10 protein-coding genes and 1 tRNA gene are annotated in these 12,947 nt (G+C 38.7%); 6 read left to right on the plus strand and 5 right to left on the minus strand.

What is annotated here, in order from left to right; genetic code table 11:
* Window positions 1-273 precede the first annotated feature (273 nt).
* On the minus strand, window positions 274-780 hold the full coding sequence (gene msrB / locus ACYVFA_RS18185) for a peptide-methionine (R)-S-oxide reductase (RefSeq protein ID WP_460473280.1): 507 nt from the start codon (window positions 778-780) through the stop codon (window positions 274-276).
* A 247-nt stretch (window positions 781-1,027) separates the two neighbouring features.
* On the opposite strand from msrB, the gene ACYVFA_RS18190 reads away from it, so the two are divergent.
* The 5 genes from ACYVFA_RS18190 (at window position 1,028) to ACYVFA_RS18210 (ending at window position 7,297) form a co-directional block, all read left to right on the plus strand.
* Window positions 1,028-1,606, plus strand: a complete 579-nt coding sequence (locus tag ACYVFA_RS18190) for a C40 family peptidase (RefSeq protein ID WP_460473281.1) — start codon at window positions 1,028-1,030, stop codon at window positions 1,604-1,606.
* A gap of 134 nt (window positions 1,607-1,740) precedes the next feature.
* Window positions 1,741-4,863: a tolB protein precursor gene (locus ACYVFA_RS18195; protein WP_460473282.1), complete on the plus strand. Its 3,123-nt coding sequence runs from the start codon at window positions 1,741-1,743 to the stop codon at window positions 4,861-4,863.
* Window positions 4,864-4,929: 66 nt separating this feature from the next.
* Window positions 4,930-5,003, plus strand: a tRNA-Ala gene (locus tag ACYVFA_RS18200).
* Window positions 5,004-5,105: 102 nt separating this feature from the next.
* Window positions 5,106-6,356, plus strand: a complete 1,251-nt coding sequence (locus ACYVFA_RS18205; RefSeq protein WP_460473283.1) for a tail fiber domain-containing protein — start codon at window positions 5,106-5,108, stop codon at window positions 6,354-6,356.
* Window positions 6,357-6,991: 635 nt separating this feature from the next.
* The gene (locus tag ACYVFA_RS18210; protein WP_460473284.1) at window positions 6,992-7,297 is read left to right on the plus strand and encodes a hypothetical protein; all 306 of its coding nucleotides are present in this window, start codon (window positions 6,992-6,994) and stop codon (window positions 7,295-7,297) included.
* Window positions 7,298-7,565: 268 nt separating this feature from the next.
* On the opposite strand, the gene ACYVFA_RS18215 is transcribed toward ACYVFA_RS18210, so the two are convergent.
* The 4 genes from ACYVFA_RS18215 to ACYVFA_RS18230 form a co-directional block, all read right to left on the minus strand.
* Window positions 7,566-8,213: a hypothetical protein gene (locus ACYVFA_RS18215; protein ID WP_460473285.1), complete on the minus strand. Its 648-nt coding sequence runs from the start codon at window positions 8,211-8,213 to the stop codon at window positions 7,566-7,568.
* A 72-nt stretch (window positions 8,214-8,285) separates the two neighbouring features.
* Window positions 8,286-8,948: a hypothetical protein gene (locus ACYVFA_RS18220; protein WP_460473286.1), complete on the minus strand. Its 663-nt coding sequence runs from the start codon at window positions 8,946-8,948 to the stop codon at window positions 8,286-8,288.
* 7 nt (window positions 8,949-8,955) lie between these two features.
* The gene (locus ACYVFA_RS18225) at window positions 8,956-9,462 is read right to left on the minus strand and encodes an RNA polymerase sigma factor (protein ID WP_460473287.1); all 507 of its coding nucleotides are present in this window, start codon (window positions 9,460-9,462) and stop codon (window positions 8,956-8,958) included.
* Window positions 9,463-9,799: 337 nt separating this feature from the next.
* Window positions 9,800-11,497 (minus strand): serine hydrolase, encoded by a 1,698-nt coding sequence (locus ACYVFA_RS18230; protein WP_460473288.1) that lies wholly within the window; start codon window positions 11,495-11,497, stop codon window positions 9,800-9,802.
* Between the two features lie 326 nt (window positions 11,498-11,823).
* On the opposite strand from ACYVFA_RS18230, the gene ACYVFA_RS18235 reads away from it, so the two are divergent.
* Window positions 11,824-12,921, plus strand: a complete 1,098-nt coding sequence (locus tag ACYVFA_RS18235) for a PQQ-dependent sugar dehydrogenase (protein ID WP_460473289.1) — start codon at window positions 11,824-11,826, stop codon at window positions 12,919-12,921.
* Window positions 12,922-12,947 lie beyond the last annotated feature (26 nt).

Raw genomic sequence — 12,947 nt, forward strand, 5'->3', positions numbered from 1 at the left:
TGTTTGAGTGATTAAGCTATTGAATACTAATGCTTTTTAAATAGCTAATAATAACGATTGAAAAAGGCTTTTATTGGCACAAAGATGTTCAAAATAATTGACTCTGAACATCTTATTCTATACAAATTCAACGCCAAATTGTTATAAAAAATTCACTCTGTTTATTGAGCAAATTTATAAGTAAAAAGGCGAAGGTATCAATGTTTTACATAAATTTTTTGTAAAACATTGATACCTTCGCCTTTTGCTAACTATCGGTTGACTATCAGGTTTTTATTTCTTCACAAACTTCATCGAAACCGAATTCATGCAATATCTTAAACCGGTTGGTTTGGGGCCATCGTCAAAAACGTGGCCTAAATGGGCTTTGCAACGGTTACAAACTACCTCGGTACGCACCATGCCGTGGCTGGCATCTACCTTGTTTTCAACACTACATTCGTTGAGAGGCTTATAGAAACTAGGCCAGCCTGTGCCTGATTCAAATTTGGTATCAGAGCTGAAAAGGTCTAGATCGCAGCACACACATTTATAAATGCCTTTCTCGTGGTTATCCCAGTATTCGCCTGTAAAAGCTTGCTCGGTGCCTGCTTTGCGCGCTACAGCAAATTGAACCGGGCTCAATTGTTTTTTCCATTCTGCCTCTGATTTCTGGATTACCTCAATCTTGCAATCAGGTTTGGCAGTGGCTTTGGTTTTATCTTTTTGTGCATAAGAGCAACCTGCCAGTAACACACACACCATTACGGTGATACTCTTCCAGAATGTCTGTTTTTTCATGGGTTTTATGTTTTTTAATGTATAACGATTTTTCAAATCGTTTGGTGGCGGCGTACCGCACAATTGAACAAAGCGTATAGAATATGATAAACAAAATCAGGCCTGAATTAGTATTTATCAAATTTGTTGAGCACGATTTGAAAAATCGTGATACATGATATAATTACGATAAATTAAAATAAAAAGTTTTGAATTTTTATACTTTGGTATAATTTTAACGTTAGATTAAAAAAAATGCTTTCCAAACGTGCTTAACTCAAAAAAACTAATCAAATTCCTATGCCTGATCAGTATATGGTCTGGCGTTTCGTCTTGCGAGGTTTTGCGAACCAAAAGCAAAGCAGAAGAGCTGGCCGCTAAAAATAAGCCAAAATCTACTTACGAAAAACGTTCGACTGAGAAACCCAAGGCCAGAAAACCCGAAGTCTATATTTCAGCTAATACCCGAAATCTGATTAAAGTGGCGCGCTCTTATACGGGTGTACCGTACCGCATTGGTGGTAATGATGAGCGCGGTCTTGATTGCTCGGGTTTACTGTGTAATACTTTCAAAGAGTTCGGTATTAAATTGCCTCGGGTGTCATGGCAGCAATCGGAGTTTTTTCCTGCCATTGATATTCCAAATATCCGTACAGGTGACCTGGTTTTCTTTTCTGTCAACGGAAAAGTGGTCAACCATGCAGGTATCGTAACAGAAGTGAGAAGCGAAGATGAAGTGATTTTTATTCATGCTTCCACAAGCAAGGGCGTGATTGAAGATAATATGATGACCAATTACTGGAAAGCCAGATTTGCCAGTGCCTGCCGTCCCGAGTTCGCTAAATAAATTTTCGGTTGTTTTGATCCTGTTTAACTATTGTCGTTCTTACCTTTGTTGGTGGAATTTAATTTTTAAACAGGCTCTTAAGCTATTTTCTCTTAAATTTCGTTATAGAGAGAACATAACACTACGTCGCAGGTATGAGAAAAACCTTGTTGGTAATAATAGGGCTGATTATCAGTAACTTATCGTTTTCACAATCGCAATATTTCGGACAAAATAAACCTCGTTACAAGTCATTTGGATTTAAAGTTCTACAAAGCCCTCACTTTGAATTATACCACTATTTCAAGGATAATACCGTACCTAACGACTTAATGATTAATAGTGAGCATTGGTACAAAATTCATCAGGAAGTATTCAAGCTCGCGTTTATCAAACCTAATCCCCTCATAATTTATCAGAATCACCCCGATTTTCAGGAAACAACAGCCATTGGCGGACAAATTGGCGAAGGCACAGGCGGTGTAACCGAAGGATTGCGAAACCGTGTAGTGATGCCCATAATGTATTCGAAACGCCAGACAGACCATGTGTTGGGGCATGAACTGGTGCATGCGTTTCAATATCAGTTGATGACCGCCGGAGACTCTACGAATTTAGCTAATATCCAGAATTTACCTCTGTTTATGGTAGAGGGTTTGGCAGAGTATATGTCATTAGGTAGGGTTGATGCTCACACCGCTATGTGGATGCGTGATGCGGTTTTAAGCGATGATATTCCTGGTATTAAAGACTTGGTTATCAAAGAATATAAATACTTTCCATATCGGTGGGGACAGGCTTTCTGGGCTTATATTGCTGCTACGTATGGCGACGATATGATTCGTCCTTTATTCAGAGAAACGGCTAAATATGGCATTGAAGCTGCATTTAAGCGGAATATGAAAATGGATATTGAGCGGTTTTCTAATCGATGGAAGAAAACCTTGGTTGATACCTATGCACCGCTACGGCAGGGAACATCTTCTACGCCAACGGGCAAGGAAATTGCCTCGATAAAGAATGCGGGCGAAATGAATCTATCACCGGCCATTAGTCCGGATGGGAACTTTGTGGCCTATATCTCTTCCAGAAACGTTATTTCACTGGATATTTTTATTGCAGAAGCTCAGACTGGCAAAATCGTACGCAAGATTGAAAGCAGCTCTTTTGGCTCGCATGTAGATTCTTATAGTTTTCTGGAAACTGCTGGAGCGTGGTCGCCGGATAGCCGGAATCTGGCTATGGTGATTCAGACAAAAGGGCGTAATAAATTATCAATTATTGATGTAGCCAATGGTGGCAAACACACTTTTGAACTGAAAGGGGTTGATTCGTTTTCGAATCCTGCCTGGTCGCCGGATGGAAGTACCATAGTTGTTTCAGGGCTGATGAATGGCACGAGTGATTTGTATGCCTTTAATATCAAAGAGCAGACGGTCAGGAACCTGACTAATGATGCTCATTCGGATTTGCAACCGACATGGTCACCGGATGGGAAATGGATTTATTTTGTTTCTGACCGGGCCAATAACTTTGCCCGTTTAGAAAAAGCTGATTTTTCGATTTCAAGGTTAGAGGTAAGTAATTCCAAAGTGGAAACTTTTACTTTCTTTCAGGGAGCTGATAACCTGAATCCTTTAGTTGACCCTACGGGTAATTTCGTTTACTTTTTGTCTGATGCCGATGGATTCAGAAATCTGTACCGCTATTCACTAGCTGAAAGCAGTATTGAAAAAATGACCAATTATTATACGGGCATCAGTGGGATTACGATGTATTCGCCTGCGGTGAGCATTGCTACTAAAACCGGAGCGCTGGTGTATTCGTATTTTCAGGGAGGGAAATATAATTTGTATGCAGTGAAAGAAGGAGAATTGATGGGCAAGCCTGTGGATAATAAGGTAGACAAAACAGCAGCAACTCTGGCACCTTTTGACTGGAAAGAGGGGAGAAATATTGTACAGAATAACCTGAATAAACCTAATATTTTAAGCAGAGTACAGACCGATAAACTCAAAACCCTGAGATATAACCCTAAATTTAAACTGGATTATCTGGGAAGCTCGGGCGTAGGTATGTCTACCAGCCGTTGGGGAACCGGACTTGGTGGGGGGATAGTGGGATTGGCCAGCGATATGTTGAATAATAATCAGGTATCGGGTGTGTTGGCCTTGAATGGGGAGATTCAGGATTTTGGCGGGCAGTTTGCTTATCTCAATCAGAAAAATCCGTTGCAATGGGGCGCTAGTATTTCACGTATTCCTTATCGTTTTTCCGATTATAGTCCCATTAACAAGTATGTCACAGACCCTAAAGTAAAAGCTAGTCTGGGGATTCCGACTACAGATTCTTTGATTCAGTCGAGCTATAATTTATATCGTTTATTCATTACCGAAGTCGGGCTTTTTGCGTTTTATCCACTCAGCAGAAGCAACAGGATTGAGGTAGGAGGAAGTGCCAACTGGTATAGTTATAGCGGACGTGTTTATAGCGATTATTATGGTGCCAACGCAAATAGTAGCTATTATCGGGGCAGCGAAACACCTCGCCGTATTTCGAAATCTGAATTATTAGAAAATGGTTACAAACCTTTCAACCTTCAGCAATTGTATATCGCTTATGTGGGTGATAATACTACCTTTGGTACTACGGCACCACTCAACGGATACCGCTATCGGGTAGAGCTTTCGAGGTATTTTGGTTCGATTGCACACAATGCCGTAACGGTTGATTATAGAAGGTATAAGTATATGAAGCCATTTACGCTGGCAACGAGACTCTATTACTATGGCCGGTTAGATGCTAAAAATATGGCTGATTATAACCGATTGTATCCGATGTTTCTGGGGTATCCGTGGTATATGCATGGTTTCTGGGGAAAGGCATTGGCTAACCAGACTTCTACGCTGGTATTAAGTGAGGAGCAATTGAAAGGCTCGCAAATGGGTCTGGCCAATTTTGAAATACGTTTACCGTTTACAGGCCCTAAAAAACTAGCCCTGATAGATTTTGCCTACGTACCCACAGACCTGAACTTCTTCTTTGATATCGGCATGGCGTGGGACGATGCAAAGACGCCTGGGAAAGATAAAGAATATATCTTTAATGATGGTAAGACACAAACATTAACAGTAAAACCTGTAATGAGTACAGGCTTAAGCTTGCGTATCAATGCCTTGGGTTACCTGATATTAGAACCGTATCTGGCCTTTCCTATCTACAATGGCAGGATGCAAAGCGCTGTTACCGGAATTAATTTTATGATACCGGGGTGGTAGTGTTTGTAGTTCTGAGAAAAATTTGCATTTTTGCATACTGTAAAAAATACAGGAAATATTTATTCTGGGGATGTAGCTCAGTTGGCTAGAGCGCTTGACTGGCAGTCAAGAGGTCGTGGGTTCGAGTCCCATCTTCTCCACAAACAAAGAGTGCTTATAATCGTCTGGATATAGGCACTCTTTTTGTTTTTGTGACTGAAATAATCCTTTTTGTATTGAGTGAATCTTTAAATAACACTGTGATGAAAAAACTACTATTTCTCTATTTGATTTCTTTTAACGTTGCCGGGCAAATTTTTGTACAGAATGAAACTACTGGTTCTATAACTATTACGCCCAAAGGAATACAGGATAGTAAGCCTCAGAATATTACTACAAATGTTGTTCTGGGTCCCTCGTCTTTTATTGAGAATACTCAAGGAAATAACAATACAGCGATTGGTCATGCTTCAATGTCAAGGAATGAAATTGGCAGTTATAATACAGCTATTGGTAGTTCTACTCTGACTTATAATATATGGGGAAACTCAAATACGGCAATTGGTTATACTGCTTTTTATAATAACACGACAGGCTTTAGAAATACTGCCACTGGTAGCGGAGCACTTTCTAATAATAGGGAAGGCAATAATAATACTGCTAACGGATTAGCCGCTCTTAGTTTTAATAGAACCGGAAATTATAATACAGCTACTGGGGTGTATTCTATGGCTTCGAATTTCTCAGGTTACTATAATACTGCTAATGGAGGTCATGCGCTTTATTCAAACACTACTGGATACCGCAACACTGCTAATGGAAACGAAGCACTTTATTCAAACACAACAGGTAAAGTTAATGTAGCTGATGGACAAAGAGCTCTTTATTCAAATACAGTTGGGATTCAGAATACTGCTAGTGGTGCATTTACTGGGCAGGCAATTATTGAAGGTAAAAATAATACATTTATTGGGTTTTACGCAGACGCTACCGCCGATCTATCAAATGCGACTGCTATCGGAGCTAACGCTAAAGTTGATGCCTCTAATAAAGTGAGAATTGGAGACTCGACTGTCACAGTCATTGAAGGCCAAGTCCCTTGGTCAAACCCATCAGACCGACGCCTGAAAGAAAATATTCTTTACACCAATCGCCTTGGTTTAGATTTTATTAATCGATTGCAGACTGTTTCTTATAATTATATAGCTGATGGAAACAAGGTTCGCTATGATGGTTTTATTGCGCAGGATATTGAAAAGGTAATGAAAGATTTAAACCTGCCGTTCAGTGGATTGAAGAAATCGGATAACGGTACTTATTCATTGGCCTATTCTGATTTTGTAATGCCTCTGGTGAATGCCGTGAAAGAATTGAATGATACTAACAAAAACCAACAAGCCCAGATAGATAATCTGACCAAGAAAAACGAAATGCTTGCGGCTTCTATTGAGGAAATCAAGGCAAGATTACTTCAGATGGAGAATGATACCAAGAGCAAACCGGAGACTAAGTAGGCAGATTAGTATTAAAATGCTATTAATATGAAATGTATTGGAGCGCCGATAGCGCAAAAAAATAACTTTTTGTCTTGATAATCGCTCATTTTGGGCGATTATCTTTTTTTAGGGAAATAAAGACAAAGCTGGTAACGTTTTTCTTATTTAAACGGTACGTATGTAGATGAGGTGTATCTGGATAAAATGACAAAATCACTATTGAATAGGGGCATAATGACCTGAAAACAGATAATGGAAAGTGGGATGACTGGGGTTTGTTTTGGCAGAAATGTGGGTAATGAAAGAAAGGAAAAATGAAGGCAATGATTGGTTGGCATGGCATAATGCACCATTAAAAATTGAAGTAATTGATAATTGACCAATAAAATAAATTGTTTTTTTCTTGTAATTTGAATGCTTTTGCACTTATTTGCAGGTGGAAAGTATGGTTGATCAATGAACTGCCCTTCAGAAAGTCGTAATTTTAATTCCATCTTTACCAAAAAGGCAAAATTTCCGGTCTCTTGACCTGAGAAATTTTCTACCCAGAACTCTTGCGCTGTCTCATTTCGATGTCTCTTCGATTATGTTTTTTGTCTAAAAAAGCAAAAACGTCTAGTAATTTTTTATCAACCAACTTTTTTTTTATTACCATGAGTACAGAAGAAGAAAAGGCCAAAAAAAGTCGCGAGTATCAAAGGGAATACCATAAAAAGTACCGTGAGAAACATCGTGACCTCCTGAATCAAAGATCAAGAGACTACGCGACTAACCATCGTGAAGAATTAAGAGAAAAATCCAAAGAGTATCGTCAACTGAACAAAGAAAAACTTGCTGCTTATGAAGCTGCCCGTTGGCCTAAAAGAAAAGAACAACGCAGATTGAAGCGAGAAATGTTGAAACAACAGAAATTAAATGCTTTAGCTGTACAGGAACCTGCCGAAACTTCAGCCAATTAAACACATGATAACAAAATTACTCTCATTGCTGGCCACGATAGAATCTTCGGAGACACAAAGATAGAGTGAGGATGTTATGATGGCTTTAATGAAGCCTTTGAAGAATCGGAAAGTGTTATTCCTGACACTAATTATGCTTGCGCTGTTATCAGTTTGGTATTTTTTTAATTGAACCTATTTGGATTGATTTCTCTTATGCCGTAGGTATGAGCGAGGTAACTATTAAGAATAGTTGCCTCGCTTTGTTTGTTTTGAGTGCTAGCACAATTTATTTCTTGTTCCTATAAGATGCAAAAATAAGGATTATAAAACCGATATAAATAGCTATCGTTTTATTAAAACTTTTGGCGACTGGCGTGATGTATTGGTTGAAGGTTTCAATAAACTCTTGGTAAAATGTTTTCTTTTTCTCAGGATAATGGAGAGACCAATCATTATAACATCCTATTATCTTCTCTTTACTTTCGGGGATGTTAAAAATGTCCACTATATACATCTTGTCATCTCTCATATCAAAAGCATATCTATCAAGTTTATATTTTGCAAAAAGACTAAGTAGATGGATGAAATCATTATAGTTGGTGTGCCTATTTAAGTTAATTTTCAAACCATAATGATAAAAGTCAGGGACGTTCGCCAAAAAAGCCTTATTACTATCTAACTGTGAGAATTCGTCAATAGCAGATTCTATATTAGAGTCATTATAATCTAATTTTTTGAAAGTCGTTTTTAGTAAAATTTTGTCAAGCGCTGTGTAGTTGAAAGGATTGTTTTCTCCATAGGTCGGATCTTGGATATTGAATTTCAACATTCTTAAATCTCTTTTTTTGTACTCAACCTTGAGATAGGGAATACAGATGGCGGGAATGAAAAGCAGGCTTATCATTCCTACTTTGTAGAATTTTAAATTGAACATTTTTTTAGTTTAATTGAACAGTTGTGAAGATAGCAAATAGATATTTTCTACTTGCTATATCAAATCATAAAATTATTGTAAAATGCTATTTTCCTCCTTATACTCCTCAATCTGTTCCAGAATTTCCATTGATTTCATGAGTGGTGTCCATTCTTTGCCTTTAAAAATCAACCGGAACCATTTTTTGTTGCGGTTTTCGTATTTGATATTGATAAACATCCAGATGGCCAGATAAACAAAGGCAGCCGTGAGGGGAATCTGAATGATATAGAACCATATTCCCCCGTTTTCCCACATACCCTGTGTCCAGTAAAAAGTATTCCATACCGGAAACTGTAGAAAAAGGAGCCGGGTTATCCAGATAGTTGATGATTTCAGGGTTGCTATTTTTTGCTGAGTTGCCAATACTGAATCGCTTATATCAACCTGATTGATAAGAATAAGCTGGTAAATGTATACCCCAATGGCAAGTTTGGTCAATAAAACCTGAATAATTGCTGAAACCAGAAAAAACGAAATGCCGACCTTAAAAGCGATAAAAATTAAACTGTCAACAAAAATAACCCATAGAATACCTATAATAATGGTAAAGATTTTAAGCGGTTTCATCGACAATAAATGTGAATGAAGTTTGATTTTAGTAATATCTTCGGCGTTTTTCTGATTGAGTGAAAGGTTATCTTCGAGTTTTTTATCGTATGCTTTCCAGAGATTGATGAATTCTTTATCTTCCATTGTTTTATTAATTAACCTGTGAAAATTTTTGTTTGAGAATGATTTTGATGCGTCCGATTCTGGTTGCCACATTGGTTTCTGAAATACCTATGATTTCGGCTATTTCCTTGTAGCTTTTTTCTTCCAGATAAAGCAGCATCAGGGCTTTATCCAGTTCTTTCAGTTCTGCTATAAACCGGTGCAGAATACTGATGTTTTCTTCTGTTTCATCTTGTATAGGGGTATCTGTATAATTCAGAATACCTTCGTGCATCGGGTTGGCTATCTGTTGCCGTCTACTCTCTTTGCGATAAATTGAGATGGCTACGTTCAAAGCAATCTGATAAATCCAGGTAGAGTACTTGAATTGCTCGTTATAATTATCAAACGATTTCCAGAGTTGAATCATGATTTCCTGCACGAGGTCGTTGCGGTCTTCGGCATCTTTGCAATAGGCATTGGCCACCTTATAGATAATGCCTTTGTGTGATTGCAGCACACGCAGGAATTTCTCCGATTTGGCGTCAGTTGTCATAATTCACAAAGAGGTTTATGATGTTGCACATGAATGCTCGTTTCGGTGCGCATGAGTTTATGTTCTGGGCTACTATAATAATAATTTCTGGTGATACTTATATGACACCTCATTGAAAGTGCCGTGATTAATACCAATGTAAAGGCGATTAATCGTAATTTCTTATAAGTCATTTTGATGAATCATTGTTTTGTACAATTATTCGTGTGTGTAAGAAGAAAATCACAAGGACAAGAGATTTTTTTAGCACTAATTCTGCCCAGCCAATTAGTAAATAAAAAAGCTACTTCAGGTTTTAACTCCTTGAAGTAGCTTTTTCTATTGAAAATCAGTTATATCAAAACAAATCATAGTCCGGCCATTCTTTGATGGCGTTGATGATATTCCAGCCCAGATTGTCTAGATCAGTAAAATAAGCATCGTTGGTGCCCAATACGCCGTAATTGGTAATAATTGCCCATGAAAAACCATTAGCTGCCCTCACTAATTCGGATGAAGTACCCGTAAGCAAACCTGTGTGCCACCAATTGTAAGATTGATTCACCTGCCAGCCCAGCGAATAATTGCTGCCAAGAGGGCTAAACTTAGTCATGGTATCAATCGTTTCAAATTTGAGGATATCAGGCTTGATTCTGAAACCATCTACCTGACTCATTAATTTTACCAGATCAATACTTGAAGCAATCCAACCGCCATGCGAGTCCATGCGGGCTACGTTATAAGTATAGGGGCTATCGCTCGGGTTATAATAAACTACCTCGTTTTCTTTTCGGGTGGCAATGGTATTGCCCGTTATCTGCATTTTTCCTGTTCCTGTAGGTGTCAGAATTTCTTTTCTTACATATTGCTCATAGGCCATGCCCGATACTTTCTCAATGATTCTGCCTAGCACACAATAGCCAAAATTTGAATAGGCATACTTGGTGCCGGGTGTAGAATAGAGATTCCTGTTCTTCACTACATTTTCAATAATCTGGTCTTGGGTCAGGTTAAATGCCGAAAACATCGGGTCGTTGCCATCGTTTGTGGCTAGTCCGGCAGTATGTTCCAGAATATGTTTGACCGTAATATTTTCATAACCGTTCCTATAAGGTTTGCCCCCATACTTATTGCCCAGAATACCATTGTCGCCAAATACTTTGTCATCAAGCGATAGCTTTCCTGCCTCTAACAACTTCATAATAGCAATAGAAGTAATGGGTTTTGAAACGCTGGCAATTCTGAAAAGGGAGTTGATTGTAACAGGGGTATTATTCGCTTTATTGGCAATTCCATAACCTTTGGCATACGCCAGTTTTTCTTTATTGGTAATGGCAAAGGTCAACCCAGTTACGTTATACTTTTTCATGAAAGCATTAATCTGGTTATCTATTTCCTGACTAATAGACTTAGGTGTAATGGTATAGTTTTGGGTGCTTTTGTCTTCGGCTATTACTGTTAAGGTAATCGGGGCACTTAGATCAAGGCTATCTCCGCTTGCAATAGGCTTATTGTTTAAACTTACACTGGCTTTTAAGGAATTGGTAAAAAGGACTTTTACTCGTTTAGAATTAATGTGCGGCGGCATAAAGATTGTGAAATTATTGCCGGCTATTTTGGCTTTGGTAATGGTCGGAGCCTCTGAAAAAGTCTTGAAATTAATATAGAAACTCGTTAGTTGTTTTTCTGACGAAGGAAGCTTGCTGATGCTAACCGTATAATCTTTGGTGCTGCCATCTTCGGCGGTTACTTTGTAAGTGACAGGGTTAGTAAAGTCGTTGGTACTGGCATTGCTTACTTGATAGCGGTCATTAACAGTTACAGTGGCGAGTGGAGATGTAGTAAAAGTAGCTTTCAGTCCTTTGAGAGTAGTGCCACTGGGTAATGAAACTTTTATTTCATTACCTGTGATAACCCCTTCAACGTCTACGTCCACAGAGGTAACAGATTGTTTAAAAGAGAATGTCAGGATGTCTTTGGCGGATGATTTTGGGGCTTCTTTTTTACACGAAAAAATAATGATGCATAGCGCAACAAGCGTGAGAAAGTTTTTCATGGATAGTAATGAGTTTGTAGATTTTTTGTGGAAAATAAAAAAATCGTTGAATGAATGATGATAGTCACTGATTGATAACGAATAATAAAGGTGGTTATTTTGTGAGGAGAGTATATGAAAACTAATTATTGCCTTTATGTTAAAAATATCATCCCTAACCTCCCGATAAAAAACAGGGTTTTGTACTAAAAATTCTTTGGATAATTAATAACTTTGACAAACGGCGTATGTATAAAATTGTCAAGCGTAATTTTTCCTGAAAACTCCTACCAGTTTTAGGCAGTACTCCGTGCTATTTATTCAATCCAAACTATCCTTTTTTACAAATGAACAAAAAGACGCTTTTACTTTTTACCTTTCTTCTAAGCATTGCAAGTATAGGATTCAGTCAGGATAATGCCTCATTTACCACAGAAAAATTACATGAAGGCTTCAACAATCCGTGGGGGATGACATGGCTGCCAGATGGGAGAATGTTGGTGACCGAAAGAGCTGGAGATATATTGGTTTTTAAAAACGATAAGTTTACAGGAGAAAAACTCTCAGGCGTACCAGAAGTAGTAAACAAAGGACAAGGCGGCTTATTAGATATTCAGCTAGACCCTGATTTCAAGAAAAACGGTTGGATTTATATTTCGTACTCTAAACCAATGGAGGGCGGTGCTTCTACGGCTGTCACTCGTTTCAAGCTAAAAGGCAATCAGTTAATTGAGAAAAAAGATGTATTTGTGGCGAAACCAGCCTTAAAAGCTGATTTCCACTTCGGTAGTCGCATTGTATTTGATAAAGCCGGATACATGTATGTAAGTGTTGGCGAAAGAGGTACACAACCGAAAGTACAGGAACTGGACAACGATCACGGCAAGGTTCACCGCATTTATCCTGACGGCCGTATCCCGACAGACAATCCGTTTGTGGGTCAGGCAGGTGCCAGCGCTTCTATCTGGACACTTGGACACCGTAATCCGCAAGGAATGGTATATGATGCTGCCAATGATAGAATCTGGGAGGTTGAGCACGGCCCAAAAGGTGGTGATGAACTGAACCTGATTCAGAAAGGTAAAAACTATGGTTGGCCTAAGACTTCGTACGGTATCAACTACGACGGTACGATTCTGACAGAGTTTAAAGAAATGGAAGGTGTGGAGAATCCTGCGCGTTATTGGGTGCCATCCATTGGTCCATGTGGAATGACGATTGTTACAAGTAGCAAATATCCAGATTGGAAAGGGAATCTATTGGTAGGTGCTTTGGCTTTCCGCCATCTGGCTCGTGTACAATTGGATGGAACGAAGTATGTGACAGAGGAGAAATTATTACAAGATGTAGGCCGTGTCCGCCATGTAGCCCAAAGCCCTGATGGATACATCTATGTATTGACCGAAAGCCCGGGTTTATTGTTGAAGCTCGTGCCTAAGAAATAATTCAGGACATTTTGAAAGAGGATGTC

The sequence above is a fragment of the Emticicia fontis genome (genome assembly GCF_054779675.1).

Coding starts and splice junctions, on each gene's coding strand:
- msrB (WP_460473280.1), bottom strand. CDS start 780: ATGAAAAAACAGACATTCTGGAAGAGTATCACCGTAATGGTGTGTGTG.
- ACYVFA_RS18195 (WP_460473282.1), top strand. CDS start 1,741: ATGAGAAAAACCTTGTTGGTAATAATAGGGCTGATTATCAGTAACTTA.
- ACYVFA_RS18205 (WP_460473283.1), top strand. CDS start 5,106: ATGAAAAAACTACTATTTCTCTATTTGATTTCTTTTAACGTTGCCGGG.
- ACYVFA_RS18210 (WP_460473284.1), top strand. CDS start 6,992: ATGAGTACAGAAGAAGAAAAGGCCAAAAAAAGTCGCGAGTATCAAAGG.
- ACYVFA_RS18215 (WP_460473285.1), bottom strand. CDS start 8,213: ATGTTCAATTTAAAATTCTACAAAGTAGGAATGATAAGCCTGCTTTTC.
- ACYVFA_RS18220 (WP_460473286.1), bottom strand. CDS start 8,948: ATGGAAGATAAAGAATTCATCAATCTCTGGAAAGCATACGATAAAAAA.
- ACYVFA_RS18225 (WP_460473287.1), bottom strand. CDS start 9,462: ATGACAACTGACGCCAAATCGGAGAAATTCCTGCGTGTGCTGCAATCA.
- ACYVFA_RS18230 (WP_460473288.1), bottom strand. CDS start 11,497: ATGAAAAACTTTCTCACGCTTGTTGCGCTATGCATCATTATTTTTTCG.
- ACYVFA_RS18235 (WP_460473289.1), top strand. CDS start 11,824: ATGAACAAAAAGACGCTTTTACTTTTTACCTTTCTTCTAAGCATTGCA.